Origin of the sequence: Micromonospora terminaliae (assembly GCF_009671205.1) — a bacterium.
In the GTDB taxonomy this organism is placed as follows: Bacteria; Actinomycetota; Actinomycetes; order Mycobacteriales; family Micromonosporaceae; genus Micromonospora; species Micromonospora terminaliae.
The window spans coordinates 1,441,207-1,467,947 of record NZ_CP045309.1; the positions used below are offsets into that span (position 1 = coordinate 1,441,207).

Here is a 26,741-nt window from a genome sequence, read left to right on the forward strand (position 1 = left end):
CCATGCCCGACACCCCTCACCCCCGCAGCACCTACCGCGTCCAGGTCCGCCCCGGCTTCGACCTCGACGCCACCGCCGGTCTCGCCGGCTACCTGGCCGACCTCGGCGTCACCCACCTCTACAGCGCGCCCCTGCTCACGGCCACCCCCGGCTCGCAGCACGGCTACGACGTGGTGGACCATCGCGCCGTCAACCCGGAACTCGGCGGCGAGGGCGGCCGGCAGCGCCTCGTCCGGGCGCTGCGCGCGGCCGGGCTCGGCCTGGTCGTGGACATCGTGCCCAACCACGCCGGGGTGGCCCGGCCGGCGGCCAACCCCGCCTGGTGGGACGTGCTGCGCCGGGGCCGGTCCTCAGCGTACGCGGACTGGTTCGACATCGACTGGGACCGCGGCCGGCTGCTCCTGCCGGTGCTCGCCGACACCCCCGACGCGCTCGACGACCTCAAGGTGGTCGACGGGGAGCTCCGCTACCACGAGCACCGCTTCCCGATCGCCGACGGCACCGGCGACGGGACGCCCCAGGAGGTGCACGACCGGCAGCACTACGAGCTGGTCGACTGGCGGCGCGGCGACACCGAGCTGACGTACCGCCGGTTCTTCGCCGTGTCCGACCTGGCCGGGCTGCGGGTGGAGGACCCGGAGGTCTTCCAGGCCACCCACGCCGAGATCCTGCGCTGGGCCGCCGCCGGCGACCTCGACGGCATCCGGGTCGACCACCCGGACGGGCTGCGCGACCCCGCCGGCTACCTGGCCCGGCTGCGCGCCGCCGCGCCCGGCGTGTGGCTGATCGTGGAGAAGATCCTCGAGTACGGCGAGGAGCTGCCGGACTGGCCGGTCGACGGCACCACCGGCTATGACGCCCTGGCCGCGGCGGGCGGGCTCTTCGTCGACCCGGACGCCGAGGCGGACTTCACTGCGCTGGACGGCCGGCTCACCGGCCGGCACACCTCGTGGCAGGACCTCACCCACGACACCAAGCTGGCGGCCGCCACGCGGCTGCTCGCCGCCGAGCTGACCCGGCTGGCCGCCCTCGTCCCCGAGCTGCCCGCCGAGCAGGCCCGGGCGGCCCTCGCCGAGCTGGCCGCGGCCTTCCCGGTCTACCGCGGCTACCCGCCGGAGGGCACCCGGCACCTGGCCGCCGCCCGCGCCGAGGCGGGCCGCCGCCGCCCCGACCTGACGACCGTGCTGGACGCGGTCACCGCCCGGCTCCGCGACCCCGGGCACGAGCTGGCCGCCCGCTTCCCGCAGCTCTCCGGCGCGGTCATGGCCAAGGGCGTGGAGGACACCGCCTACTACCGGTGGAGCCGGTTCGTGGCCCTCAACGAGGTGGGCGGCAGCCCCGCCCACTTCGGCGTGCCGCCGGCCGAGTTCCACCGCTTCGCCGCCGCCCGGCAGGTGCGGTGGCCGGCGAGCATGACCACGCTCTCCACCCACGACACCAAGCGCGGCGAGGACGTCCGGGCCCGGCTCGCCGTCCTGTCCGAGCTGCCCGGGCGCTGGGCCGAGCGGGTCGCCGACTGGATGTCTCGCGCCCCGCTGGCCGACCCGGCCCTCGCCCACCTGCTGTGGCAGACCGCCGTCGGCGCCTGGCCCGTCGAGCGCGAGCGCCTGCACGGGTACGCGGAGAAGGCCGCCCGCGAGGCGTCCGTGTCGACGAGCTGGGCCGACCCGGACCCGGCGTTCGAGCACGAGCTGCACGCCCTGGTCGACCGGATGTACGACGACCCGGAGCTGCACGCCCAGCTCACCGCGTTCGCCGCCGAGATCACCCCGGCCGGCTGGTCCAACTCGCTCGGTCAGAAGCTGGTCCAGCTCGCCATGCCCGGGGTGCCGGACACCTACCAGGGCACCGAGCTGTGGGAGAACTCCCTGGTCGACCCGGACAACCGCCGCCCGGTCGACTTCGCCGTACGCCGGGAGCTGCTGGCCCGGCTCGACGCCGGCTGGCAGCCGGCGGTGGCCGCCGACGGCGCGGCCAAGCTGCTCGTGGTCTCGCGGACCCTGCGGCTGCGCCGGGCCCACCCTGAGCTGTTCACCGGCTACCGGCCGGTGCCGGCGCACGGGCCGGCCGGGGCACACGCGGTGGCCTTCGACCGGGGCGGCGCGATCGCGGTGGCCACCCGCCTGCCGCTGCGGCTGGCCCACGACGGCGGATGGCGCGACACGACGCTGGCGATTTCCGGCAACAGTGTTACCGACGTGTTCACCGGTCGGGTCTACAGTGGGTCTGAGCTGCTGATGCACGATCTGCTGAGCACCTATCCCGTCGCCCTCCTCGCTCCCACCGACTCCGTGGAGGCTGCCGCATGACCGAGTTCACCGTGTGGGCGCCCGCAGCCGCCCGGGTGCGGCTGCGGCTGCCCGGCGTCGCCGACCACGAGATGCGCTCCGGTGCGGGCGGCTGGTGGCGGGTCGAGGTGCCCGGCGCCGGAACGGGCACCGACTACGCCTTCCTGCTGGACGACGACGACCAGGCCCTGCCCGACCCCCGCTCGGCGTGGCAGCCGCAGGGCGTGCACGGGCCGAGCCGCCGCTACGACCACGCGGCGTTCGACTGGACCGACCAGGGCTGGACCGGCCGGCAGCTGCCCGGCAGCGTCCTCTACGAGCTGCACATCGGCACCTTCACCCCCGAGGGCACCTTCGACGCGGCGATCGGCCGTCTCGACCACCTGGTCGACCTCGGCGTCGACCTCGTCGAGCTGCTGCCGGTCAACGCCTTCAACGGCGAGCACAACTGGGGCTACGACGGCGTCTGCTGGTACGCGCCGCACGAACCCTACGGCGGGCCGGACGGGCTCAAGCGCTTCGTCGACGCGGCGCACGCCAAGGGGCTGGGGGTGATCCTCGACGTCGTCTACAACCATTTCGGGCCCTCCGGGGCCTACGCGCCGCGCTTCGCGCCGTACCTCACCGAGCAGAGCAACACCTGGGGCCGCACCGTCAACCTGGACGGGCCGCACTCCGACGGGGTGCGCCGCTACATCGTCGACAGCGTGCTCATGTGGCTGCGCGACTACCACGTCGACGGGCTGCGGCTCGACGCCGTACACGCCATGCCGGACTCCCGGGCCACCCACCTCCTCGAGGAGGTGGCGACCGAGGTGGAGGCCCTGTCCACCCACCTGGGCCGGCCACTGTCGCTGATCGCCGAGAGCGACCTCAACGACCCGAAGCTGATCACCCCGCGGGAGGGCGGCGGCTACGGGCTGCACGCCCAGTGGAACGACGACGCCCACCACGCGCTGCACACCCTGCTCACCGGGGAACGGCAGGGCTACTACGGCGACTTCGGCTCCCTGGAGTGCCTCACCGAGGTGCTCACCGGCGCGTTCTTCCACGCCGGCACCTGGTCCAGCTTCCGCAACCGCAGCCACGGCCGGCCCGTCGACCGGCAGCGCACGCCGGGGCACCGCTTCGTGGCGTACCTGCAGAACCACGACCAGATCGGCAACCGGGCCACCGGCGACCGGATCTCCCAGACCCTCTCCGCCGGGCTGCTGCGCGTCGGCGCCACCCTCCTGATGACCGCGCCCTTCACGCCGATGCTGTTCATGGGGGAGGAGTGGGCGGCCAGCACGCCGTGGCAGTTCTTCACCAGCCACCCCGAGCCGGAGCTGGCCACCGCCGTGGCGGCCGGGCGGCGGCGGGAGTTCGCGGCGCACGGCTGGCCGCCGGGCGACGTGCCCGACCCGCAGGACCCGCAGACCTTCGTGCGGTCCCGGCTCGACTGGGCCGAGCTGGACAAGCCCGAGCACCGGGAGATGTACGACTTCTACCGGCGGCTCATCGCGCTGCGCAAGCGCCGCCCCGACCTCTCCGACCCCCGGCTCCACCAGGTCGACGTCCGCCACGGCGACCAGTTCCTGCTGATGCGGCGGGGCGGCACCCTCGTGGTGGCGAACCTGGCCGGCAAGCCGCAGCGGATCAACCTGCCCGGTGTGGTGCGCCGGGTGCTGCTCGCCACCTCCGAGGGCGTCACCGTGATGCGCGACGGGATCGAGCTGCCACCGGAGTCCGCCGCCGTCGTGGCGCTTTGATCCTCACCGTTCGGGGCACGCGGTCAGCTTCCGCCGTACCGCCTCGGAGTCGGTGTGGCCGAGCTCCTCGAACAGCGCGAGGGACCGCCGCCAGGAGTCCCGGGCGGCGTCCGGCCGGCCGGCGGCGGCCCACGTGTCGCCGAGATGGTCCAGCACGATGCCTTCGGCGTGCCGGTCACCCATCTCGGCGAAGAGGCGCAGCGCCTCCTGGAAGCAGTCGACGGCCTGCTCGTACTCGCCCAGGTGGTGGTGGGCGAAGCCGATGCTGTCCCACGTGTTGGCCTGCCCGTAGGCGCTGCCGACCTGCTGGGACAGGGCGAGCGCCTGGCGGCAGAAGGTGATCGCCTCGTGGTGCTCGCCGAGCTGGGAGTGGTACCAGCCGATCGCGTTGAGCGCGACCGCCTGCTTGAGCGGGCTACCGACCCGCTCGTAGAGGGCGAGGCTGCGCCGCGCGTGCGGGAGGGCCTCGCGGGGCTGCCGCTGCCGGTCCTGGAGCATGCTGAGGTCGAAGTGGGTGTGCGCCCGCCCCTCGTCGTCACCCAGCGCGGCGAACAGGTCCAGTGCCGCGAGCAGGTTGGTCTGCGCCTCGGCGTACCAGCCGAGGTTGGAGCACGCCCCGGCCAGGAGCCGGTGCGCCTGGGCCTGTGCCGGGCGGTCACCCAGCCGCCGGGTCGACTCGACCGCCCGGCGGGCCACCGTGGCCCAGTCGTGCCAGTGGCCCTGCCGGTCGAAGTAGGTGGCCAGGGTCCACGAGAGCTGCCCGGTCGGGGCGTCGAGACCGTTGCCGCCGGCGTACTCGATGGTCGCGAGAAGCACCTGGTGCTCGCGGGTGAACCAGGCCAGCGCCGCCGCGAGGTCCTCGAGCCGCTCGGCGGCCACCCCGGGTCCGGCGGGGGGCAGGGTCAGCGGATCGCGCTGCGGGGACAGCAGCAGCGCCGCCGCGTGCGCGGTGTGCAGGTGGTGGTCGACCAGCCGGCACAGCGCGGCGCGGGAACCGGCCGGGTCCCCGGCTGTCCGTTCGACCGCGAACACCCGGACCAGGTCGTGCATGCGGTACCGACCCGCGACGTGCTCCTGGACGAGGTGCGCGTCGACGAGCTCGCGCAGCAGCGGGCGCAGCTCGTCCGGCGTACGGGCGGTCAGGCTGGCCGCGGCGGCGCGACTGATGTCCGGGCCCGGGGCCAGGCCGAGCAGCGTGAAGACCTCCGCCGCCGCGGGTGTCAGCGCCCGCACCGAGCTGGACAGCACCACCCGCAGGTTCGTTGTCACCTCGTCGCCGTCGAGCACGTCCAGCGGGCTGGCTCCGGTGGTCAGCTCCGCCGCGATCGATGACAGGGCGAGGTCGGGGCGGAGCGCGGCGCGGGCCGCCACGATCCCGAGAGCCAGCGGCAGGCCGCCGCAGAACCGCAGGATGTCGGCGACGGCGTCCGGCTGCCGCGCCACCCGCGCGGCACCGACCTGCCGGACGATCAGCTCGTGTGCCTCGCCGTCGGGCAGCACGTCCAGCGGCAGCGGTCGTGCGCCGTGGGTGGTGACGAGGCTGGCCAACTGCCGGCGGCTGGTCACCAGGACCGCGCTTGTGGGGGTGCCGGGCAGCAGCGGGATCACGGTGGCGGCGTCGCGGGCGTCGTCGAGGACGACGAGCATCCGGCGGCCGGCGACGAGCGTGCGGTACAGCGACGCCTGGGCCTCCGGCTCGGGCGGGACGCGTGCCGGTTCGACACCGAGCGCTTCGAGGAAGCCGCGCACCACCGCCGGCCATTCCACGGGGTGCGCGGTCGGGTCGAAGCCGCGCAGGTTGGCGTAGAGCTGCCCGTCGGGAAAGCGGTCGGCGTTGGCGTGCGCCCACCGCAGGGCGAGCCAGGTCTTGCCGACCCCGCCGCCGCCACCGATGGACGAGATCACCACCGGTGACCCGCCGTCCGGGTGCGCCGCGTCGCCGAGTTGTTCGTCGAGGCGCGCGAGCTGGGCGGTCCGGCCGGCGAAGACCCCGGGCGATGCCGGTAGCTGCCGGGGCACGGTGCCCGCATGCTGTGCCGCGCTGGGCTGGCCAGGCGGCGGGCCGGTAGCCGCGGCCGGTTCGGCGCCACCCGCCACGCGGATGTCCGGCGCCGCGAGCACCGGGTCGGCGGTGAGGATCTGCTGGTAGAGCAGTGCCAGGGGCGGGCTGGGATCCGTGCCGACCTCGGCAGCCAGCCGGCGGCGCATCTGGTGGAACTGCTCGAGCGCGTCGGCCTGCCGCCCGCACCGGTACAAGGCGAGCATCGCCTGCGCCGCGAGGCGCTCGTCCCACGGGTACCGGCTGCTCAGCGCCAGGACGTCGGGGAGCAGGCGCCCGTGCTGGCCGTGGCGCAGCGCCAGGTCGTTGCGGTCCAGCGCGGCCGCGAGTCGCTGCCGGTCGAGGGTCTGCCGGTAGGCCACCAACCACGGTGTGGCCAGCCCGTCGAACGCTTCGCCGCGCCAGAGCCCCAGCGCCTGCTCCAGGCAGCTGATCGCGGTGGCGTCGTCGTCAGTGCGCCCGGCCTGCTCGGTCAGCTCGCGGAAGCGGTGCAGGTCGACGCGGTCCGGGTCGACCGCGAGCAGGTAGCCGGGATGGCGCCGGACGATGCGGACGTCCTCCGCGCCGGCCAGCGCCTGGCGGAGCCGGGACAGGTAGCCGCGCACGGTGACCGCGGCGCCGTCCGGAACCTCGTCGCCCCAGACCCGGCTGATGAGCTGTCCGGTCGCGACCGCACGGTTGGGCTCGACCAGCAGGGCGGCGAGGACGTACTGCTGACGGGCGTGACCGATCCCGACCGCCCGGCCGTCGATCCGGACGTCCAGGTCGCCGAGTACCCGGAACTCCACCGCCACGGCCTGTCACGCTATCCGCCGTCGGTGGTGGTGGGAGCGGGCCTGACGAGGATCCGACAGGCGGCCCGCAGGTCTCCATAGCCGACCCGCGGACCGCCGTGCCGGCCCGATCAGGGGCAGTTGACGGGGATGTCCACGGTGGGCCGGCAGTCGTCGAACACGGCGTCCGGGCCGCCGTCACCGTCGTCGAGGAGACCCGGACCGCCGACCAGGGTGTCCCCGCCCTGGTCACCGAAGAGGTGGTCGTCGTTGCTCCCGCCGTCCACGCGGTCGTTGCCGTCCAGGGCGCTCGGCCCGATGAACCGGTCCCCGTGGATGGTGTCGGCGCCGCCGTCGCCGTGGAGGTTGTCGTCACCGAGGTCACCCCAGATGCTGTCGCCGACCGCCCCGCCGTAGACGATGTCGTCGCCGCTGTTCGCCTGGATATCGTCGTTCCCGTCGCGCCCGCAGATGATGTCGTCGTTGACGCTCCCGACGATGACGTCGCGACCGGTCGTGCCGATGATGAACTCCCGGCCGTTGTTGTTGCTGCTGGTGTAGAGCCCGCCGGCGGGAACGAACTGCGTGCTGTATCCGGCCGGCACCGGCGCCCCCGAGTACGGGCCGCAGTCGGCGGGGACCACCACGGCGGCCGCGGACGCCGGCGGTGCGGCGACGCCGGTCAGCCCCGCGGCGGCCAGGACGAGCGTCCCGACCGCCGGGGTGAGCCGGCGGCCGGTACGCGGTGTGGAGAGGAAACGGTGTCGCATGACGCTTCTCCTTCTGCTGCTGGTGTGTGCGAGAAGCGTCGCCAACGGGCGTTGAGGGGATGTGCAGCAAACGTTGAGCTCCGACGGTGCACGCCCGCGGGGGCAGCGGCGCGCGGCGTCCGCGGCTAGCCTTCCGGGCATGGATGAGGCCGTGCCGGCGCTCGCCGGCATCGCGCACGAGACGGGCGGGAGCACCGTCCGACTGCGCCCGGTCGCCGACCCGGACCTGGCGATGTTCCGCCGGTTCCTCACCGAGCCGGGCCTGGTCGGGCTGGACTGGGCCGGCTTCCGGGACCCGGGCGCGCCCGCCCGCCGGCACGCCGAGGACGGCCACCTGGGTGAGCGGGACGGCCGGCTGATCGTCCAGGTCGACCCCGAGGAGTCCGCCGCCGGCCTCGTGAGCTACCTGTCGGGCAGCTACGGCGGACGCGCGCCGTACTGGGAGATCGGCATCGCCCTGCTGCCCGAGTGGCGCGGTCGGGGGATCGGCTGGCGGGCCCAGGCGCTGCTCTGCGACTACCTGTTCGCGCACACCCCGGCGCAGCGGATCCAGGCCGGCACCCACGCGGAAAACGTCGCCGAGCAGCGGTCGCTGGAGAAGGCCGGCTTCCAGCTGGAAGGGATCGTCCGGGCCTGCGAGTTCCGTGCCGGCGCCTGGCGCGACGGCTGGCTCTACAGCCGGCTGCGCGACGACCCGTCCCCGCTCTGATCCCGCTCCGCCCGCGCGTGGCGTTCCCGCTCGGCCGCTTCCTCCGGCACCGGTGGCAGGGAGCGCGCATAGTCGTGCCAGTATGCGGCGGCGGTGGTGGTCTGCCGGAGCACGACGTCCGGGCGGGCCGGGTCGTCCGGCCAGAACTGGAGCAGGTAACGGTCGGGGGTCGGCTCGCCGAAGCGGGTGTGCGGGGCCTCCATCAGGCCGGTGGCGCAGTAGCGGACCCGGTAGCCCCCGCCCTCCCCGCCCAGTTCCAGCGGCCGGGACCGTTCGCCGGCCCACTCGGTGAGGTGCACGGTGGGGGTGGACGGCGCGTAGGACACCTCCACGACCTCCTCCCAGGCGTCGCCCGGCGCTGGCGGCTCATGGTCGTGCCACTCGACGCGCAGGTCCACCGTGCCGGTGTGCGTGCCGGTCAGCAGGAAGAGGGTTCCCGGAACGCCGGCGCCGCAGAGGCCGTTCGACTGACCGGCGAACGCCTCGGTCATCTCCGCCAGGTCGTCGGTCGTGACGTAGAACTGTCCGTAGTGCACGCCGACGCCGCCGTCGAACAGGGTGCGCACGTCGCCTCCAGAGTCGACCGGGCGCCGAACGCGCCGTACCGCTGCCGGGCCGGCCGCCGGCGTGGAGATCGCGGCCGACGCTAGCACCGGCCCCCGCGCGTCGGCTGCCCGCGACGGTCACGGGATCGGCCACTCGTGGACCGGGCGGTTGCTGTGCATGAGGTCGACGTAGTGGCGGACCACCTCACGCAGCGCCTCCGGCCGGTCGAGGTGGTCGGCGGACTCCAGCCGGTGCAGCGTCTCCACCTGCCAGGTCGCGCCGTTGCGCCCGGTCAGGCAGCGCTGCTCGATGATGCCGAGCAGCCGGTCCCGCTCGGCCGGGTCGAGCCCCCACCGGTCCAGCCCGTGGTGGGCCAGCGGCAGCAGGCGGCGGAGCACCAGCTCGGTCACCGGCAGGTAGCCGAGCCCCGGCCAGAACACCTGCGCGTCGATGCCGTGCCGGGCGCAGTTGGTGAAGTTCTCCTCGGCCGCGCTGAACGACATCTGCGACCAGAGCGGCCGGTCGGACTCGGCGAGGGCGCGGACCAGGCCGAAGTAGAAGGCGCCGTTGGCGACGGTGTCCAGCACCGTCGGCCCGGCGGGCAGCACCCGGTTCTCCACCCGCAGGTGCGGGCGCCCCTTCAGCACGTCGTAGACCGGGCGGTTCCACCGGTAGATCGTGCCGTTGTGCAGCCGCAGCTCGGCGAGCTTCGGCACGCCGCCGCCGGCCAGCGTCTCCGCCGGGTCCTCCGGGTCGCAGACCGGCAGCAGCGCCGGGAAGTAGCGCACGTTCTCCTCGAAGAGGTCGAACACGCTGGTGATCCAGCGTTCCCCGAACCACACCCGCGGGCGTACCCCCTGGGCCTTGATCTCCTCGGCGCGGGTGTCGGTGGCCTGCTGGAACAGCGGCACCCGGGTCTCCCGCCACAACTCCCGGCCGAACAGCAGCGGCGAGTTCGCGCCGAGCGCCACCTGGACGCCGGCGATCGCCTGTGCGGCGTTCCAGTAGTCGGCGAACTGCGCCGGGCCGACCTGGAGGTGGAACTGGGTGCTCGTGCAGGCGGCCTCCGGTGTGATGGTGTCCGCCGTGGTGGCCAGCCGCTCCACCCCGCTGATCGAGATCCGCAGGTCCTCGCCGCGGGCGGCGAAGATCTGCTCGTTGAGCAGGGCGTAGCGGGGGTTGGCCGAGAGGGCCTCGGCGGTGAGGTGCTCCGGGCGCAGGGTGGGCAGGATGCCGATCATCACCATGTGCGCGCCGACCGTGCGGGCCTTCTCCTCGGCGGCGTTGAGACTGGCGCGGACGTGCTCCTCGAACTGGGCCGTGCCGGTGCCGGCCAGCCGGCGGGGCGCGACGTTGATCTCCACGTTGAACTGCCCCAGCTCGGTCTGGAAGCTGGGGTCCGCGATCGCCTCCAGGGCGTCGGCGTTGCGCATGGCCGGCTCGGAGGACTCGTCGACCAGGTTCAGCTCGATCTCCAGCCCGGTCATCGGCCGCTCCACGTCGAAGCGGGACTCGCGCAGCATCTCGGCGAACACGTCCAGGCAACGCCGCACCTTGTCGCGGTAGCGGGCCCGGTCCTCCCGGCTGAAGGTGCGAACGCCGACGTCCTCGCCCATGGTCACCACCCTGTCACCGTTGGTCCCCTCTAACCTCGCACGCCACGGCGGCGGCGGGAAAGAGCCGGGGGACCCATTACTACCCAGCTGTCCCGCCGGTGATCCCTGTCGCGTCGCACGGTGTCCCGGCCGCTCCGGCCGGTACGGCTGGCTAGCATGGCCCGATGCGCGAGATGACCATCCGGCTGTTCGTGGCGGCGGCGATCGCCGAGGCGTGCTCGTGGGCCGCCCTGCTGGCCGGCATGGCCGTCAAGTACGGGCCGCCGCGCAACGAGGTCGGCGTCCACGTCTTCGGCCCGGTGCACGGCGCGCTCTTCGTGGCGTACGGGCTGCTCGTGCTCGTGGTGGCACGGCAGCGGCGCTGGTCGCTGTGGCACACCGGGATCGCGCTGGCCTGCGCCGTGCCGCCGTTCGCCACGGTGCTCTTCGAGCGCTGGGCCCGCCGCCGCGGCCTCCTCGCCGCACCGGCCGCCACCGAGCACCCGCTCACCCCGGTCGGCTGACCGCCGGGGCTCACCCGGTCAGGAAGCCGGCGAGCAGGGCGGCCAGTTCCTCCGGAGCCTCCTCGGCCATGTGGTGCCCGGACGGGATCGACGCCGCGCGCACGTCGTCGGCCCAGTCGCGCCAGATCGCCGCGGGGTCGCCGTACAGGTCGACCATGTCGTCCCGCTCCGACCAGGCGAAGAGCACCGGGCAGTGGATCCGGCGGCCGGCGGCCCGGTCCGCGTCGTCCGCCGCCCGGTCCGGGCCGAGCCCCGCCCGGTAGTCCTCGCACATGGCGTGCACCGTGGCCGGGTCGTGGATGGCCCGGCGGTAGTCGGCGTACGCCTCCGCGCCCATCGCCTCCGGCGAGCCGCCGTACCAGGCGTCCGGGTCGGCGTTGATCACCCGCTCGGCCGGCTTGGCCAGCTGGCCCAGGAAGAACCAGTGCCACCAGCGGGCCGCGAACCGGGCGTCGCAGCGGGCCAGGGCCTCGCCGATCGGCACCCCGTCGAGCACGGCGAGCCGGCTCACCCGGTCCGGGTGGTCCAGCGCGGTCCGCATGGCCACGTAGCAGCCCCGGTCGTGGCCGACGACCGCCGCGCGGGGATGCCCGAGCGCGTCGAGCAGCGCCACGACGTCGCCGGCCATCGCCCGCTTCGAGTAGACGGTGTGCGCCGGGTCGCTCGGCGGTTTCGACGAGCCGCCGTACCCGCGCAGGTCCGGGCAGATGACGGTGTGCCCGGCGGCGGCGAGCAGCGGCGCGACCCGGTGCCACGTGGCGTGGGTGCGCGGATGCCCGTGCAGCAGCACCACCGGCGGCCCGGACCCGCCGTGCCGGACCCGCAGGCGGGCCGGGCCGACGTCGATCTGCTCCAGGGTGAATCCGGGAAACATGAGTGAGCCGGTGCCCCGGCCGTCGCGCGCGGAAACCTCAGCCGAGCGCCGAGCAGGCGGCGACGGCCGCCACCAGCAGCACGCCGAGCGCCGCCTGGAGCAGCAGCGCCGGCCCCAGGTGCGACCAGAGCGTCGCGGTACGCGGGGTCAGCAACTGGCCGGTGGTCAGGTTGACGATGCGCTCGATCCGGGGCGGCAGGTCGGGGTCGCGCTGCGGTCGCAGGGTCAGCTGCACGTGGTCGCCGGGGTGCAGGGCGCTCTGCGGCAGGTGGCCGTGCAGCTCGACCTCCACCAGCCGGTCGGCGGCGTCGCGCACCCGGACCGGGGTGACCAGGTACTCGGGCCCCTTCTTCAACTCCTTGAAGCTGCGCCGCGCGCCCCCGCCGCCGCTGCTGAGCAGCGCCCGCACCACCCGCAGCAGCAGGCCCACCACGCCCGCCGCGGTCAGGACCCCGACCAGCACCGGCTGCCCCACCCGCACCTCGCGGGCGTAGCCCTCCAGGAGACGGACCAACCGGCCGGTGAGGATCCGTTCCGTCGGGTGACCGGCGCGGCGGATGTGCAGCTCCGTGTTCATGTTCACCACCGAGAGTCCCGTTGTGTTCACTGATGGTATCGATTCCCGGAGTTGAACGACGTGAATGAACGCCGGTCACGGGGCCGCGCCGAAGGTGACATCCCGGGTCGCGCGGGTATGCGTGCGGCCGAGCTGGAAAGGGGTCGAGCATGCAGCTGTCCTTCCTGCGCCCGCTCTACGACCGTCCCGGGCCCTGGTGCTCGGTGTACCTGGACGCCTCCCGGGACACCCACGACTCACGTCCGCAGGTCGACCTGCGCTGGCGCGCGCTCAAGGGGGACCTGATCGGGCAGGGCGCCGACCAGGCGACCGTCGAGGCGGTCGAGGAGGTGGTCCGCCGCCACACCCCGATGCCCGGCGACTACGGCATCGCGGTCTTCGCCAACCGGGGGCGGGTGGTGCTCACCGAGTACCTCTCCGCGCCGCCGCTGCGCGACCTGGCCACCTGGTCCGTACTGCCGCACACCATGCCGCTGGTCGCCCAGCGCGGCGAGCAGGTCGCCTGGGTGCGGGTGCTGGCCGACCGCACCGGCGCGGACGCCGTCGCGGTCAGCGCCGGCGGGGTGCCCCGCCGGGCCACCGTGAAGGGGCGGGAGAGCTGGCAGCTGCGGCGGGTGCAGCCGGGCGGCTGGTCGCAGTCCCGCTACCAGCGGGCGGCCATGGAGGCCTGGCATCACAACGCCGGTGACGCCGCCGCGGCCACCGCCGAGCTGGCCGACCGGGTCGGGGCGGACGTCGTGGTGGTGGCCGGGGACATCCGGGCCACCGGGATGATCGCGGCCCAGCTGCCGGAGCGCTGGCAGGACGTGCTGGTCCGCACCGACGCCGGCTCCCGCGAGAGGGTGGGCTCCGACGACATGCTGATGGACGACATCACCGTGCAGACCATCGCCGAGGTCGCCGACCAGCGGATCGCCACCGCGCTGGACCGCTTCGGCGTGCAGGAGGACGTCGGCGCCGGGCTGGACGCGGTGGTCGCCGCCCTGCAACGCAACCAGGTCGACACCATGCTCATCGTCGACGACCCGTCCGCCGACGGCGAGCTGTGGGTCGGGCCGGAACCCACCGAGATCGCCACCGACCCGGCGCAGCTGCGGGACATGTCCGTGGCCGACCCGCAGAAGGTACGCGCCGACGCCGCGCTGCTGCGCGCCCTCATCGGCACCGACGCCGAGCTGACCGTGCTCGCGCCGGAGGAGGCGCCGGAACTCACCGACGGGGTCGGCGCCGTGCTGCGCTACGTCGACGCCGGCACGCCCGGGCGCGGCAATGGCTGACCGTACGGTGGCCGACCTGGTCGTCGAACGGCTGCGGGCATGGCGGGTGCCCCGGGCGTTCGGCTACCCGGGGGCGGCGATCGCCCCCCTGGTCAGCGCGCTGGACGCAGCGGGCGGAGACCCGGAGTTCATCCCGGCCCGGCACGAGGAGACGGCCGCGTTCATGGCGACCGGGCACGCCAAGTTCACCGGCGAGATCGGGGTGTGCCTGGCCACCCAGGGGCCGGCCGCGGTGCACCTGCTCAACGGCCTCTACGACGCCAAGCTGGACAGCAAGCCGGTGGTCGCGATCGTCGGCGAGGACGTGACGGGGCCGCTGGGCGGGGCGCACGAGGAGATCGGGCTGAGCCGGCTCTTCGGCGACGTCTGCAACCAGTTCGTCCGCTACGGCCGCACCCCCGACCAGGTGCCGGGCCTGCTGGACCAGGCGTTCCGCACCGCGGCGGCCACCCGCAGCCCGACCTGTGTGGTGCTGCCGCACGCGTTGCAGCTCGCCGCCGTCCCGGACCTGCTGCCGCAGACCGCCGGTGTGGTGTCGGCGACGCCGGGCGAGCCGCTGGCCCGGGTGCTGCCGCACGACGCCGACCTGGAGGCCGCCGCCTCGCTGCTCCGCGTCGGCCAACGTTTGGCGATCCTGGTCGGCCAGGGCGCCCACGGGGCGGCCGACGAGGTGGTCGCGCTCGCCGACCGGCTCGGCGCGGGCGTGGCCACCTCGCTGCTGGGCAAGCCCGTCCTCGACGAGCGGCTGCCCTTCCACACCGGCGTGCTCGGTGAGGTGGGCACGACCGCCGCCGCGCAGCTCATGGGCGGTTGCGACACCCTGCTGATGGTCGGCACCAACGACCCGTGGACCGACTGGTTCCCGATGCCGGGCCAGGTCCGCACGATCCAGATCGACATCGACGGCCGGCGCATCGGCGGCCGCTACCCCGTGGAGGTGCCGCTGGTCGGCGACGCCGCCGAGACGCTGCGCGCGCTGCTGGCCCGGGTGCCCGACCGGCCCAACACCCAGTGGCGGGACGTGGTGCAGAGCTCGGTCGACCGGTGGCGCGAGGCCGCCGCCGAGCGCGCCGCCGCGCCGGCCGAGCCGGTCAACCCGCAGCTCGTGCTCCAGGAGCTGTCCGCGCGGCTGCCGCGCCGCGGCTCCGTGGCGGTGGACGTCGGGTCGGTCGTCTACTGGTACGCCCGGCACCTGGAACTACCTCCGGGCGTCCGCGCCCAGCTCTGCGGCACGCTCGGCTCGATGGGCTGCGCCCTGCCGTACGCGGTCGCGGCCAAGCTGGCCCGGCCGGACGAGCCGGTGGTCGCACTGCTCGGCGACGGCGCCATGCAGCTCAACGGGCTCGCCGAGCTGATCACCGTGGCGCACCACTGGCAGGAGTGGCGGGATCCGCGCCTCGTGGTCCTGGTGCTGAACAACCGGGACCAGTCCGGGATGGGCGAGGGCCGCCCGCCCGGCGCGTTCGCCGCCCGGCGGCCCGACGTGCCGTACGCCGGCTGGGCCCGGTTGCTCGGCCTGCACGGGGTGCGGGTGGACCGCCCCGACCTGGTGGGCCCGGCCTGGGACGAGGTGCTCGCCGCCGACCGGCCCAGCGTGCTCGAGGCCGTGGTCGATCCGGCGGTGGCGCTGGACCCGCCCGAGCCGGCCCTGGCCGACCTGCGCGGCCTGTTCGCCGACGGGGACGCGGCCCGGCGGGTGCGGGAGCGGGTGCTGGAGACCGGAACCACCGTGGAGGCGGAGGACCTCGTGTAACGCGGAACCACCCGTGCGGCCGGCACCGCCCTCAGCCGAGGGAGGTGCCGGCCGTCGTGGTCGCCCGGCGACGGGCGCGCTGCTTTCGCCCCCGTTCCGCCCCCGACGGCGCGGCACGGCGGAACGGCGCCGGTGCGTGCCGCGCGCGGTGCCGGTGCCCGCCCGCTGATTGGTCCGGCCCGTGGGGGGATGCCCCGTTTAGACCCCAGAGGGACGGGAAGCCGGGCCGCGTGGTGAGCGATCGAGGCAAGGTGGGGCCGGTGCGCAAGGTGCCGGTGGGGCCGACGACGGCCGGCGCCGGGCTGACCGGTGACCGGGTGGTGGCGGCGGGCAGCGCCGCCCGCACCCTGGTCGCGGTGACGGCCCGGGCGCTGCGCGGCGACGACTGCGGCGACCTCGGCCACCCGGGGCCGCTGTCGCGCTTCACCGGGGCCCCGGAGCCGGTGCGCAGCGCCGCCGCGGCGCGGGCCGCCGGGCGGGCCGCGCTCAGCCCCGGCCAGGTCGCCGACGTGGACGCCGAGGGCGTCGCGGGCTGGTTCGTCGACCAGTACCCGGCCCGCCGCTGGCCCGGGGCGGTGCTCGGCTCGCCGCACGGCGCCGCGGCGCACCTGGCGGTGGCGCTCGGGGTGCCCTGGCTGCCCGCCGGGTTCGAGGTGGCCGCGCACTGGGCCCGGGGCGCGGTGGACCGCCCGGACGCCGCGCTCGACCACGGGGCCGCGCTCGCCGGCCGGCTGCTCGCCGGCAACGCCCGCGTGCACGTCCGGCAGGTGCACTGCCCGGCCAGCCGCGGCGCGTCGGCGGGCGCCACCGTCTCCCTCGCCGTGCGCTGGCGGTCGCTGCCCACCGCGTACGCCCGGTTCCTGGCCGAGGGGCTCGAGCCCGGCGCGCCGGTGCTGCTCCTGCACGACGCGCGCACCTGGCCGGTGCGGGACGAGGGGAGCGGGCACAGCTTCCAGGTCGGCTGCCCGGCCAGCGGGCTCGACCCGGTCGACTTCCACCCGGACGCGCACGCGCTGCGCCAGGTGCTCCGCTCGGCCGGCGGCGACGGGGCGCGCTGGACGCCGGCCGACGTCACCTCCCCGGCGGCGTTCGCCGAGAACGGCGTGGAGTCCGGTTTCGAACACGACGCCCGGGAATGGGGCGGCCGGCACGGGCACCCGCTGCACCGGGTCGTCGTCCCGCAGCCGGACGCGCTGAGCGCGGCCACCGCCGACCTGTACCGGCGCTGGCTGCGGCGGGCCGGCAAGACCGGTGACCGCCTGGTGGTCGAGTGCGGCCGGCTGCTGGACCCGTGGCAGGTGCTGCGGGCGGGCCTGGTGCCCTACTGGTGCGAGAACGCGACCCGCCGGCGGGTGCAGGGGGTCGAGTGGTGGCTCGCCGGCAGCGAGCCGTTCAGCTCGGTGGACGTGCTGCCGGAGCCACCGGGGGTCCGCTCGCCGGCCCTCGCGGGCCTGCCGCAGTGGCTCGCCGTGGCCGGGTTCGGCCGCCGCCGGCGCGCCCTGGACCGGGGCTCGGCGCGCGGCTACCCGGTCACCGCGGTCCCGACCCGGCGTGCCACGGAGGTGTTGCGCAACCAGCCGTACGACCTGCCCGTGCCGCCGCCCCTACGGATGGCCGAGGCCCTCGCCGCGTTGCGCGACGCGGGCGCCCACCAGGGGTTGCTGGTCTCCTGAGGCCGGCGGTCGGCGGGTCGCCGACCAACCTGGCGAAACATCCTCGCGATCCTGCGGTCCGTGATTGAGTACCTACGGAGCGGGGACACCGCTCGCCGCGGAACGGCCCACGACGCCGTGCGGCGGGCGGCCGCCGCTTCCGGCGTTCCGTCACGTAACCCAACTTCCGGCCCGGTGCGTGGCCCGACCACGCGCACGACCGGTTCCGATCCGGGCGGGGGACCTTCCTGAGGGAGGCGCGGATGTTCGGACAGACCACCACACCCACACCACCACCCACCGAACGGGGCCTGGAGGACCTCGACGCGGCGGCGCTGGCGTACGCGGCACGCATCGCCGGCCTGCCACCCGAGCGGCGGCAGGAGGCGCGGGACGATCTGGTCCGCTTCGCGCTGCCCTTCGCCGGGCGGCTGGCCCGCCGTTACCGTGGCCGCGGGGAACCACTGGAGGACCTGGAGCAGGTGGCCCGCCTCGGCCTGGTCAACGCCGTCGACCGGTACGACCCGGAGCGCGGCTCGTTCACCGCGTACGCGGCGATCACCATCGTCGGCGAGATCAAACGGCACTTCCGGGACCGCACCTGGGGTGTGCACGTGCCCCGCCGGCTGCGCGACCTGATCCTGGAGGTCGGGCAGGCGACGGCGGCGCTGACCAGCGAGCTGTCCCGGGCGCCCACGGTGGCCGAGCTGGCCGAGCGGCTGGAGACGCCGGAGGAGGAGATCCTCGCGGCGCTGGAGTCGGCCGCCGGGTACAGCCCGGCCTCGCTCAACGCGCCCGTCGGCGGGGAGAGTTCCGCCGAGTTCGGCGACCTGGTCGGCGAGTCGGACAACGCCCTGGAGTCGGTCGACGACCGGGTCACGGTGAGCGGCCTGCTGCACCGGCTGCCCTGGCGCGAGCGGCGGATCCTCGCCATGCGCTTCTACGGCAACCAGACCCAGGCGGAGATCGCAGCCCGGTTCGGCATCTCGCAGATGCACGTGTCCCGGCTGCTCTCCCGGGCGCTGACGTGGCTGCGCCAGGCGATGCTCGCCGACGCGCCGCCACCCTGGCAGAACGGCGCGGCCGAGTCCGAGCCGGCCCGGGCGCGGATCTCCGTCAAGCAGAACGGTGACCGGGTGGTCGTCGAGGTCGGGGGAGAGGTGGACCGCGACGGCGCCGACCAGCTCCGCAGGGCCATGCTGGAGGCGGTCACCGGGCAGCCCCGCGAGGTGGTGGTCGACCTGGTGGGTGCGGGCGGCTTCGACGCGGGCGGGATCGCCGCGCTGATGGCCGGCCGGGACGCGGCCGCCCGTACCGGGGTGCCGCTGCGGCTCACCCGGGTGCAGCCCGCGGTGCGCCGCTCACTCGCCGCGGCCGGCCTGCCCGCCGCCGACTGACCGAACGTGAGGAATGGCCCCCTGCGTTAACAGGGGGCCTCTCTCATTGCGCGCCGGCAGGGTGGACGGCGTACCGAGCGGAAGGGCCGGCGCCCGACGGCGCCGGCCCTTCCCCCTGCTGCTGTCCCGGCCCGCTCAGCGCTGCTGTTCTTCCCCGTGCCCCGGGGGGTGTTCCCAGCGCGGGTTCGACTTCGTGGTGCGCTGCGGACCCAACTGGGTCTCGTCCGGCTCGATCGTCTCCTCGAAGCTGGGCCGGCGCACCTCCTCCGGCTCCGGCACCTCGACCGGGCGGGCGCCGGACTGCGGCGCGGGCTGGTACTCGACCGCCTCGCGGGCGCCGTGCGCGCCCTCGGCGGCCGGCGACTCCGGTGTGTACGGCACGTGGCGCAACTCCTCCATGAAGTGCTGCGGCGGCTTGGTGGTGCGCTGCGGCAGGTCGCGGCCCAGGTCGGCGACGAGCGGGCCGTACTTGGCGTCGAAGGCCGGCCGCTCGGAGCGGATCCGCGGCATCCGGTCGAAGTTGCGCAGCGGCGGCGGGCAGGTGGTGGCCCACTCGAGGGAGTTGCCGAAGCCCCAGGGGTCGTCCACGGTCACCATGGCGCCGTAGCGCCAGGACTTCCAGATGTTGTAGATGACGAACAGGGTGGACGCGCCGAGCAGGAAGGAGCCGAGGGTGGAGATCACGTTCAGCGTGGTGAAGCCGTCGCTGGGCAGGTAGTCGGCGTACCGGCGGGGCATGCCCTCGGCGCCGAGCCAGTGCTGCACGAGGAAGGTGGCGTGGAACCCGATGAACATGGTCCAGAAGTGCATCTTGCCCAGGCGCTCGTCGAGCATCCGCCCGGTCATCTTCGGGAACCAGAAGTAGAGCCCGCCGAACGCGGCGAAGACGATGGTGCCGAAGAGCACGTAGTGGAAGTGCGCCACCACGAAGTAGGTGTCGTGCAGGTGGAAGTCGGCCGGCGGGCTGGCCAGCAGCACTCCGGTGAGGCCACCGAACAGGAAGGTGACCAGGAAGCCGATGGCGAAGAGCATCGGCGTCTCGAAGGTGATCTGCCCCTTCCACATGGTGCCGATCCAGTTGAAGAACTTCACGCCCGTCGGCACCGCGATGAGATAGCTCAGGATGCTGAAGAACGGCAGCAGCACTTGACCGGTGGCGAACATGTGGTGCGCCCAGACGGTCATCGACAGCACGGTGATCGCGATGGTGGCGAGCACCAGACCGGTGTAGCCGAAGATCGGCTTGCGGGAGAAGACCGGGATGATCTCGGTGATGATGCCGAAGAACGGCAGCGCCACGATGTAGACCTCGGGATGGCCGAAGAACCAGAACAGGTGCTGCCACAGCATCGGCCCCGCGGTGGTCGGGTCGTAGACGTGCGCGTGCAGGATCCGGTCCGCGGCGAGCGCGAACAGGGCGGCGGCCAGCAGCGGGAAGACCAGGATCACCAGGACGCTGGTGAGCAGCAGGTTCCAGGTGAAGATCGGCATCCGGAACAGCGTCATGCCGGGCGCGCGCAGCGTGATGATCGTGGTGATCAGGTTGACCGCGCCGAGGATGGTGCCCAGGCCGGAGAGCGCCAGACCGACCACCCACAGGTTCCCGCCGACGCCCGGGCTGTGCTGCGCGGTGCTGAGGGGGGTGTACGCCGTCCAGCCGAAGTCCGCCGCGCCCTGCGGGGTGATGAACCCAGCGAGGACGATCAGGCCCCCGAAGAAGTAGAGCCAGTACGCGAAGGCGTTGAGCCGGGGAAAGGCCACGTCCGGCGCGCCGATCTGCAGCGGCACGATGTAGTTGCCGAACCCGAACACCATGGGCGTCGCGAACAGCAGCAGCATGATCGTGCCGTGCATGGTAAACAGCTGGTTGTACTGCTCCGGGGACAGGAACTGCATCCCGGGCTGGCCCAGCTCCGCCCGCATGAGCATCGCCATGAACCCGCCGACGACGAACCACGCGAAAGCCGTGCCCAGGTAGAGCAGGCCGATGAGCTTCGCGTCCGTGGTGCGCAGCAGCCGCCACAGCGAGTTGCCCTTGATCGCCTCCTGGACCGGGCCGGGAAAGCCGCCGAACCGGGCCGGCGCGAGGATCGCCGGCCCCCGGTCTCGTGGCTCCGTGACTACCCGCTTAGGCATGGCTTCTCACCCCGTGTGACGACAGACAGGACGGGCACGCGTACCCGACCCTCTGCCCATCAAACCAGGCGGGAGCGGAGAATTCGGTCAGTTCGCGGGCAGCATGGCCCAGACCACCTTGCCCGCGCCCGCCGGGGTGCTGCCCCAGCGCTGGGTCAGCTCGCGCACCAGCATGAGCCCGCGCCCGCCCTCGGCGCGCAGGTCGCGGTCGATCGCCGCCCGCGGGTCGTCCGGGCTGCCGTCCATGACGGCCACCCGCAGGTACGGCCGGCGCAGGGTCAGCGTCACCTGCATCGGGGTGCCGGCGTGCCGGACGACGTTGCCGACCAGCTCGCTGAGGACCAGCGAGGCCGGGCCGGCCAGCTCCGGGATGTTCCACCGGCCGCACGCCTCGGTGACCAGCTCGCGGGCCCGCCGGCAGGCGCCCGCCACCGGCTCGAGCCGGGCCCGCAGCCGCGGGGCCGCCACCGCACCGGCCAGCGCCGTCGCCTCCGCGCAGTCCCGGCGGACGGGCACCACCCGGCAGGCGGTGATCCCGGCGAGCCAGGTCGCGGCGACCGGCGGAGGGGCGGACAGCACCATCGGCACGGCCGGCCAGTCCGCGGCCCGGCGGGCCGCGGCGGCGAAGACGGACAGGGCGAGCGGCTCGGTCACGTCGAGGTTCTCCAGGTCGACCACGAGCGCGTCCGGCTGCGCGGTGAGGCACCGGTCCAGGACCGTGTGCACCGAGCGCATCGTGCCCAGGTCGAGCGCGCCGGCCAGCCGCACGACGGTGACCGGCGTCTCGTCGCGGACCTCGCACCTGATCCGGGTCGACATCCCAGGCCCTCGTTTCCATCTCGGAGGACCTGGGAGATACCCGCGCCCGGGGCGGGTGAAACCGGACATCCACCCGGGCGGTACCTGCTCAGCGGCGCTTCCCACCCCGGGTGGTGAGCAGCCCCAGCGCGATCATGCCGACCCCGAGCAGGAAGTGCAGCCAGTTGTCCGCGCCGTTGAGCGGGATGAAGTTCGCGCCGCTGTTGTGGTCGACCACGATGCCGTAGAGCCAGAGCACGAGGTAGATCGCACCGCCGGCGATCAGGAACGTCCGGGCCCCGGAGACCGTCCGGGCCAGCAGCAGGCCGGCCACGCCGAACAGCAGGTGCACGATGTTGTGCAGGACCGAGGTCTGGAACAGGCCCAGCAGCTTCGCGTCGGAGTCGTGCCCGGCGAACTTCAGGTCGCTGAAGTGGGTGGTGATGCCGGGGATGAACCCCAGCACACCGATCACCAGGAAGATCACGCCGACGGTCGCCGCGGCCCGGCGTACCGGCGCCTTGCCGTCGGCCGGGTTGCGTCGCCCACGGGAGTGGGCCATCGAGTTCGTCATGCCGGCCTCCTCGCCAGACAAGGGACCGGGAGGCATTCCCGGGCACACCGGGGGCAAACGCCGGCCGCCGCGAACCGTCCGGCTCAGGCGGGCTGCAACGATGGCGCGGCGAGCTCGCGGACCCGCTCGTACAGCTCCACGTACCGCTGGGCCATCAGCTCCGGGGTGAACCGGGCGGCCGCCTCCCGCCGGCACTCGTCCTCCTCGAGCAGGCCGGCGGCCAGGACCAGCTCGCCCAGCTCCTCCTCGTCGCCGGTGAGCAGCCCGGTGCGCCCGTGCTCGACGAGCTCCGGCAGGCAGCCCCGGGCGGTGGCCACCACCGGCGTGCCGAGCGCCAGCGACTCGACCACCGCGGTGCCGCCGGGCTCCTCCCAGCGCAGCGGGAACAGCGAGGCCCGCGCGCCGGCCACCAGGTCGTCGCGCTCCTGCCCGGCGACCGTGCCGACCCAGCGCACCAGGTCCCCGTCGACGTGCGGGGCCACGTGGTCGTAGAAGAACCGCACGTCCGGGTTCTGCCGGGCCTCGTCGCCCGCCGCGGCCAGGTCCTCGGGCCGGTGGTACGGGCCGACCGGGCCGGCCAGGACCAGCGGGAAGCCGACCTGCCGGGCCAGCCGCGCCCCCAGGTCCTGCCCCTTGCCCGGGTTGATCCGGCCCAGGATGACGACGTGCTCGCCCTTCGCCACCGGCGGCCGGCGGTCGGCGCCGACCGCGAGGGGCGTGGACAGGTGCACGTGGCCGACCGAGTGCTCCTGGAGGGCCCGCGGCGCCCGGGCGAGCTGCGCGGCGGAGACGCCGTTCACCCGTACCCGGTCGCCGCCGTCGAGATTGCCGTACAGCTCGGGGTGCTTGGCCAGGTCCCAGTGCAGGGTGTGCAGCGCCGGCGGGGCGTCCGGGCCCATCGCGGCCAGGGTGGCGAGCCCGGCCGCCTCCACATGGTCGTGCACCAGGTCGATGTCGTCGCGGCCGTGCAGCGCGCGGACCACCCCGTGCAGGTGCGCCTGGGCCACCCCGCAGACCTCGTTGTACGGCCGTTGCAGCGCGTGGAACTGCCCGTCCGGGAAGACCGAGATCCGTTCGTCGACCGGCAGGGTGCTGCTCTCCACCGAGGCGAGCACCACCCGCACGCCGAGCCGCCGCAGCTCCGGCACCAGGGTGGCGACCACGTTCTCGATCCCGCCGTAGCCGGGTGGCGGCACGGACAACCAGGGACCGGCGTTCATCAGGACGGTGAGTGTCATCGTGCGCGGTCCCTTCCTCGGACGATCGTCACAGCGTTGGTCTCGGTTCGCGACTGCGGGGCTCGCAGACCCGGCTCACTCCTCGCGCTCACGCTGCGACCCGGCGGCGCGGCACCCGGTGCCGCAGCTGCGCCAGCGGGGGGCGTTCCTCGATCGAGACGTCGCTGACGACGATCTCGCGGTCCAGGTTGGGCAGGGCGTCGGAGCCGCCCCGCCGGAACTGGGTGAGCAGGGCGGTCGGCTCCACACCCGGCACCGCCCAGCCGCGCCGCTGCAACCGGGACCAGACGGTCAGCAGGATCTGCGCGGACATCCGGCCCAGCGCCGCGGTGTCCTGGTGCCGGTGCTTGCGCTCGCCCAGGTCGACCTGGGCCAGCGAGTCCAGTCCCACCAGCTCCAGCAGGTCGATGAGCATGGCCGTCTCGACGCCGTAGCCGGACACGAACGGCACCTGCGCCAGCACGTCGCGGCGGCCCGCGTACTCGCCGGCGAGCGGCTGCACGAAGCCGGCCAGCTCCGGCCAGAACAGGTTCAGCAGCGGGCGGGCCGTCAGCTCGGTCACCCGGCCGCCGCCGTCGGCCTCGACCCCCGTGGCGCCGACCAGCGGACGGTGGTAGAAGCCCTTCACGAAGTCGACCGACGGGTCGGTGAGCAGCGGCCCGACCAGCCCGGTGACGAAGTGCGGCCGGAACTCCCGCAGGTCGGCGTCGACGAACGCGACGACGTCGCCCTCCGCCGCCGCGAGCCCGGCCCAGAGCGCGTCCCCCTTGCCGGTGAGCCGGGGCAGACCGCGCGTCATCGCGTCCTGGCTGACCACCTCGGCGCCGGCCGCCCGCGCCACCTGGGCGGTCCGGTCGGTGGACCGCGAGTCCACCACGATCAGCTCGTCCACCAGCGGCACCCGGTCCATCAGGTGCCGGCGGATCGTCGAGACGATCGCCCCGACGGTCGCCTCCTCGTTGCGCGCCGGCAGCACCACGCTGACCCGGCTCGCCCCCTTGGCCCGCACGAGGCGCCGGGCCGGCCAGTCGTCGGCGGACGTGGTGCGGTACGTGGCCCAGGCCTCCACCACGGGTGAGACGATCGACTCTGTATCCCGCACAGGCACACTCCCTGGTTGTGGCGGTACCACGGGCTTCTGGTTTGCCCAGTCGACCGCCCCTGCTAACCGGATCATGCCGAACACCTGATCACCAGTCCGGTACCGGCCGGTTCCCGCGCCGTGAACGTCTGATTGCGCGTCCCTCCGCGTTTGGCGACCCGGTCGCCCGGGGAGAGCTGTCGGCAGTCCGTCGTCGTGGGAGGGTCGGGAGTATGCGCGCGTGCCGGGTGGGACTGGTCGGAGCCGGCGGGGTGGCACAGCGCCATGCCCGCGTGTTGACCGGCTTCGAGGACGTGGAACTGCTCGGGGTGACCGATGTCGCCCCGGAAGCGGCGGAGGCGCTCGCCGGCACACACGGCGCCCGGGCCTTCCGCGACGTGGACGACCTGCTGGCCGCCGGCCCGGACGCCGTGTACGTCTGCGTGCCGCCGTTCGCGCACGGACCGGTCGAGGAGGCGGTGATCGCCGCCGGTGTCCCGATGTTCGTGGAAAAGCCGGTGGCGCTGGACCTGGAGACGGCCGAGCGGGTCGCCGGGCTGGTCGAGGGGCGTGGCCTGCTCACCGGCGTCGGTCACCACTGGCGCTACCTGCACGTGGTCGAGGAGGCCCGGCGGCTGCTGGCCGACCGTCCGGTGCGGATGGTCAACGGGGCCTGGTTGGACAAGGTGCCACCGGTCGCCTGGTGGACCCGGCGCGACCGGTCCGGCGGGCCGGTCGTCGAGCAGGCCGCGCACGTGCTGGACCTGGTCCGGTTGCTGGTGGGCGAGGTGACCGAGGTGACCGCGTACGGCGACGGCACCCCGCCGCCGGTCGACGGCGCGGACATCGACTCGGTCACGGCGGCCACCCTGCGCTTCGCCTCCGGCGCGGTCGGCACCCTCGCGGCGGCCTGCGTGCTCGGCTGGAAGCACCGGGCCGGCCTGGAGATCCTCGCCGACGGGCTGGCCCTGTCGCTGGCCGAGGACGGCCTGACCGTCTGCGACGGCGACGGCGAGCGGCACCTGCCCGCCGACCCGGACGGCGCCCGGGTGGCCGTCGACCGGGCCTTCGTCGACGCGGTCCGGGGGGTGGGCGACGACGTCCGGGTCCCGTACGCCGAGGCGCTGCGCACCCACCGGCTCGCCGTGGCGCTGGCCGAGTCGGCGCGTACCGGGCGGGCGGTGGCGCTGCCCACCGGGCCGGCCGCGCGGCTCACCGCCGCGGTCGCGGACGCCACGCCCGCCGGGCCGACGGGGGTGACCGTCGATGCGTGACCGGGTGGTGGTGGTCAGCGGGCCGGGCCGGGTCGAGCTGGTCGAGCAGGACGCGGCCGAGCTGCGCGAGGGCACCTTCCGGGTGGAGACCCTCTTCAGCGGGGTCTCGGCCGGCACCGAGCTGAGCTACGTCAAGGGCACGAACCCCTACCTCCACGTCACGTGGAACGCCGACCTCGGGCTGTTCCAGCCCGGCGACGCGGGCACGCCGTACCCGGTCACCCGGCTCGGCTACATGCAGGTCGGCCGGGTGGTGGAGAGCCGCACGCCGGCGGTCGCCGTGGGCACCGTCGGCGCCATGACCTACGGCCACCGCAGCGGCCACGTCGCCGACCCGGTCGCCGAACGCTTCGTGCCCCTGCCCGACGACCTCGACCCGCTGCTCGGCGTCTACGTCGCGCACATGGGCCCGATCTGTGCCAACGGCCTGCTGCACGCCGCCGCCGACCTGTGCGGCACGGACGTCCGCTTGCTCGGCGACGGGGTGCGCGGGCGGCGGGTGGCGGTGGTCGGCAGCGGGGTGGTGGCGCTGCTCACCGCGCTGTTCGCCCGGCGGCACGGCGCGGCCTCCGTGGTGGTCCTGGACCCCACCCCGGCCCGCCGGGAGGCGGCCGAGGCGCTCGGTCTGGAGACCCTCGACCCCGGCGCGGACGATCCGGCCGTGGTGCTGAAGACCCGCTGGAACCACGCCGCCGGCGACCGGGGCGCGGACGTGGTCTTCCAGTGCCGCGGCCAGGACTGGGCGCTCCAGCTCGCGCTGCGCCTGCTACGCCCCCAGGGCACGGTGATCGACCTGGCGTTCTACCAGGCCGGCGCGGACGCCGTCCGGTTGGGCGAGGAGTTCCACCACAACGGCCTGTCGCTGCGCTGCGCCCAGATCGGCCGGGTGCCGCGCGGGCTCACCCCCACGTGGGACCGGGAGCGGCTCTCCGCGGAGACCGTCGAACTGCTGCGCCAGTACGGCGACCTGATCCGCAAGCACCTCGTCTCCGCCGTGGTGCCGCTGGAGGAGGCGCCGGCGGTGCTCACCGACCTGGCCGAGCGGCGCCGCTCGGACCTGCAGGTGGTGCTCACCGGCTGAGCCTGGGCCGGCCC

General features: G+C 74.5%; 21 protein-coding genes. 10 read left to right on the plus strand and 11 right to left on the minus strand.

Annotated features, from left to right (window positions below):
- Nucleotides 1–2 precede the first annotated feature (2 nt).
- Complete coding sequence (gene treY / locus GCE86_RS06465; RefSeq protein WP_154226081.1) at nucleotides 3–2,309, plus strand: malto-oligosyltrehalose synthase; 2,307 nt, start codon at nucleotides 3–5, stop codon at nucleotides 2,307–2,309.
- A complete protein-coding gene (gene treZ, locus GCE86_RS06470) occupies nucleotides 2,306–4,039 on the plus strand; it encodes a malto-oligosyltrehalose trehalohydrolase (protein ID WP_154226082.1) in 1,734 nt (577 codons plus the stop codon). Before treY ends, treZ begins: the two co-directional genes overlap by 4 nt.
- A gap of 3 nt (nucleotides 4,040–4,042) precedes the next feature.
- Here the strand turns inward: treZ and GCE86_RS06475 are convergent, their stop codons facing one another.
- A complete protein-coding gene (locus GCE86_RS06475; protein WP_154226083.1) occupies nucleotides 4,043–6,892 on the minus strand; it encodes an AfsR/SARP family transcriptional regulator in 2,850 nt (949 codons plus the stop codon).
- Nucleotides 6,893–7,002: 110 nt separating this feature from the next.
- A complete protein-coding gene (locus GCE86_RS06480) occupies nucleotides 7,003–7,641 on the minus strand; it encodes a calcium-binding protein (RefSeq protein ID WP_154226084.1) in 639 nt (212 codons plus the stop codon).
- 139 nt (nucleotides 7,642–7,780) lie between these two features.
- Between GCE86_RS06480 and GCE86_RS06485 the strand changes: the two genes are divergently transcribed.
- Nucleotides 7,781–8,350 (plus strand): GNAT family N-acetyltransferase, encoded by a 570-nt coding sequence (locus GCE86_RS06485; RefSeq protein ID WP_154226085.1) that lies wholly within the window; start codon nucleotides 7,781–7,783, stop codon nucleotides 8,348–8,350.
- On the opposite strand, the gene GCE86_RS06490 is transcribed toward GCE86_RS06485, so the two are convergent.
- Entirely contained in the window at nucleotides 8,314–8,916 is a 603-nt protein-coding gene (locus tag GCE86_RS06490) for a hypothetical protein (protein ID WP_204342786.1), read from the minus strand. The two genes, GCE86_RS06485 and GCE86_RS06490, sit on opposite strands and share 37 nt — an antisense overlap.
- Nucleotides 8,917–9,033: 117 nt before the next feature.
- Nucleotides 9,034–10,512: a glutamate-cysteine ligase family protein gene (locus tag GCE86_RS06495; protein WP_154226086.1), complete on the minus strand. Its 1,479-nt coding sequence runs from the start codon at nucleotides 10,510–10,512 to the stop codon at nucleotides 9,034–9,036.
- A gap of 164 nt (nucleotides 10,513–10,676) precedes the next feature.
- Between GCE86_RS06495 and GCE86_RS06500 the strand changes: the two genes are divergently transcribed.
- Nucleotides 10,677–11,015, plus strand: coding sequence for a DUF3817 domain-containing protein (locus tag GCE86_RS06500; RefSeq protein WP_154226087.1), 339 nt, complete (start codon nucleotides 10,677–10,679; stop codon nucleotides 11,013–11,015).
- A 10-nt stretch (nucleotides 11,016–11,025) separates the two neighbouring features.
- Here the strand turns inward: GCE86_RS06500 and GCE86_RS06505 are convergent, their stop codons facing one another.
- Nucleotides 11,026–11,889, minus strand: a complete 864-nt coding sequence (locus GCE86_RS06505) for an alpha/beta fold hydrolase (RefSeq protein ID WP_154226088.1) — start codon at nucleotides 11,887–11,889, stop codon at nucleotides 11,026–11,028.
- Nucleotides 11,890–11,926: 37 nt separating this feature from the next.
- Nucleotides 11,927–12,475 carry a hypothetical protein gene (locus GCE86_RS06510; RefSeq protein ID WP_208818113.1) on the minus strand — a complete coding sequence of 183 codons (549 nt, stop codon included), beginning with the start codon at nucleotides 12,473–12,475 and terminating at the stop codon, nucleotides 11,927–11,929.
- Between the two features lie 140 nt (nucleotides 12,476–12,615).
- Here GCE86_RS06510 and GCE86_RS06515 point away from each other — a divergent pair, with 140 nt between their 5' ends.
- The 4 genes from GCE86_RS06515 to GCE86_RS06530 all read left to right on the plus strand — a co-directional run bounded on the left by GCE86_RS06515 (nucleotide 12,616) and on the right by GCE86_RS06530 (nucleotide 18,545).
- The gene (locus tag GCE86_RS06515) at nucleotides 12,616–13,743 is read left to right on the plus strand and encodes a baeRF2 domain-containing protein (protein ID WP_154226090.1); all 1,128 of its coding nucleotides are present in this window, start codon (nucleotides 12,616–12,618) and stop codon (nucleotides 13,741–13,743) included.
- Nucleotides 13,736–15,496, plus strand: a complete 1,761-nt coding sequence (locus tag GCE86_RS06520; RefSeq protein ID WP_154226091.1) for a thiamine pyrophosphate-binding protein — start codon at nucleotides 13,736–13,738, stop codon at nucleotides 15,494–15,496. The genes GCE86_RS06515 and GCE86_RS06520 overlap by 8 nt, the downstream gene beginning before the upstream one ends.
- A gap of 260 nt (nucleotides 15,497–15,756) precedes the next feature.
- Entirely contained in the window at nucleotides 15,757–17,169 is a 1,413-nt protein-coding gene (locus GCE86_RS06525; protein WP_154226092.1) for a hypothetical protein, read from the plus strand.
- 242 nt (nucleotides 17,170–17,411) lie between these two features.
- Nucleotides 17,412–18,545, plus strand: a complete 1,134-nt coding sequence (locus GCE86_RS06530) for a SigB/SigF/SigG family RNA polymerase sigma factor (protein ID WP_154226093.1) — start codon at nucleotides 17,412–17,414, stop codon at nucleotides 18,543–18,545.
- A gap of 135 nt (nucleotides 18,546–18,680) precedes the next feature.
- Here GCE86_RS06530 and ctaD read toward each other — a convergent pair whose 3' ends face one another.
- The 5 genes from ctaD to GCE86_RS06555 all read right to left on the minus strand — a co-directional run bounded on the left by ctaD (nucleotide 18,681) and on the right by GCE86_RS06555 (nucleotide 24,360).
- Nucleotides 18,681–20,681, minus strand: coding sequence for an aa3-type cytochrome oxidase subunit I (ctaD, locus tag GCE86_RS06535; protein WP_154226094.1), 2,001 nt, complete (start codon nucleotides 20,679–20,681; stop codon nucleotides 18,681–18,683).
- A gap of 87 nt (nucleotides 20,682–20,768) precedes the next feature.
- Nucleotides 20,769–21,500, minus strand: coding sequence for an ATP-binding protein (locus tag GCE86_RS06540; RefSeq protein ID WP_154226095.1), 732 nt, complete (start codon nucleotides 21,498–21,500; stop codon nucleotides 20,769–20,771).
- Between the two features lie 88 nt (nucleotides 21,501–21,588).
- Nucleotides 21,589–22,041 carry a DUF4383 domain-containing protein gene (locus GCE86_RS06545; RefSeq protein WP_239543035.1) on the minus strand — a complete coding sequence of 151 codons (453 nt, stop codon included), beginning with the start codon at nucleotides 22,039–22,041 and terminating at the stop codon, nucleotides 21,589–21,591.
- A 95-nt stretch (nucleotides 22,042–22,136) separates the two neighbouring features.
- Nucleotides 22,137–23,291, minus strand: coding sequence for a glycosyltransferase (locus tag GCE86_RS06550; protein ID WP_154226097.1), 1,155 nt, complete (start codon nucleotides 23,289–23,291; stop codon nucleotides 22,137–22,139).
- 88 nt (nucleotides 23,292–23,379) lie between these two features.
- Nucleotides 23,380–24,360 carry a glucosyl-3-phosphoglycerate synthase gene (locus GCE86_RS06555; protein ID WP_244317302.1) on the minus strand — a complete coding sequence of 327 codons (981 nt, stop codon included), beginning with the start codon at nucleotides 24,358–24,360 and terminating at the stop codon, nucleotides 23,380–23,382.
- 245 nt (nucleotides 24,361–24,605) lie between these two features.
- Between GCE86_RS06555 and GCE86_RS06560 the strand changes: the two genes are divergently transcribed.
- Both GCE86_RS06560 and GCE86_RS06565 read left to right on the plus strand, forming a co-directional pair.
- Complete coding sequence (locus GCE86_RS06560; protein ID WP_154226099.1) at nucleotides 24,606–25,646, plus strand: Gfo/Idh/MocA family protein; 1,041 nt, start codon at nucleotides 24,606–24,608, stop codon at nucleotides 25,644–25,646.
- A complete protein-coding gene (locus GCE86_RS06565; RefSeq protein WP_154226100.1) occupies nucleotides 25,639–26,727 on the plus strand; it encodes a zinc-dependent alcohol dehydrogenase in 1,089 nt (362 codons plus the stop codon). The genes GCE86_RS06560 and GCE86_RS06565 overlap by 8 nt, the downstream gene beginning before the upstream one ends.
- Nucleotides 26,728–26,741 lie beyond the last annotated feature (14 nt).

Coding starts and splice junctions, on each gene's coding strand:
- GCE86_RS06515 (WP_154226090.1), top strand. CDS start 12,616: ATGCAGCTGTCCTTCCTGCGCCCGCTCTACGACCGTCCCGGGCCCTGG.
- treZ (WP_154226082.1), top strand. CDS start 2,306: ATGACCGAGTTCACCGTGTGGGCGCCCGCAGCCGCCCGGGTGCGGCTG.
- GCE86_RS06530 (WP_154226093.1), top strand. CDS start 17,412: ATGTTCGGACAGACCACCACACCCACACCACCACCCACCGAACGGGGC.
- GCE86_RS06550 (WP_154226097.1), bottom strand. CDS start 23,291: ATGACACTCACCGTCCTGATGAACGCCGGTCCCTGGTTGTCCGTGCCG.
- GCE86_RS06545 (WP_239543035.1), bottom strand. CDS start 22,041: ATGGCCCACTCCCGTGGGCGACGCAACCCGGCCGACGGCAAGGCGCCG.
- ctaD (WP_154226094.1), bottom strand. CDS start 20,681: ATGCCTAAGCGGGTAGTCACGGAGCCACGAGACCGGGGGCCGGCGATC.
- GCE86_RS06500 (WP_154226087.1), top strand. CDS start 10,677: ATGCGCGAGATGACCATCCGGCTGTTCGTGGCGGCGGCGATCGCCGAG.
- GCE86_RS06540 (WP_154226095.1), bottom strand. CDS start 21,500: ATGTCGACCCGGATCAGGTGCGAGGTCCGCGACGAGACGCCGGTCACC.
- GCE86_RS06505 (WP_154226088.1), bottom strand. CDS start 11,889: ATGTTTCCCGGATTCACCCTGGAGCAGATCGACGTCGGCCCGGCCCGC.
- GCE86_RS06565 (WP_154226100.1), top strand. CDS start 25,639: ATGCGTGACCGGGTGGTGGTGGTCAGCGGGCCGGGCCGGGTCGAGCTG.
- GCE86_RS06495 (WP_154226086.1), bottom strand. CDS start 10,512: ATGGGCGAGGACGTCGGCGTTCGCACCTTCAGCCGGGAGGACCGGGCC.
- GCE86_RS06485 (WP_154226085.1), top strand. CDS start 7,781: ATGGATGAGGCCGTGCCGGCGCTCGCCGGCATCGCGCACGAGACGGGC.
- GCE86_RS06480 (WP_154226084.1), bottom strand. CDS start 7,641: ATGCGACACCGTTTCCTCTCCACACCGCGTACCGGCCGCCGGCTCACC.
- GCE86_RS06560 (WP_154226099.1), top strand. CDS start 24,606: ATGCGCGCGTGCCGGGTGGGACTGGTCGGAGCCGGCGGGGTGGCACAG.
- GCE86_RS06520 (WP_154226091.1), top strand. CDS start 13,736: ATGGCTGACCGTACGGTGGCCGACCTGGTCGTCGAACGGCTGCGGGCA.
- treY (WP_154226081.1), top strand. CDS start 3: ATGCCCGACACCCCTCACCCCCGCAGCACCTACCGCGTCCAGGTCCGC.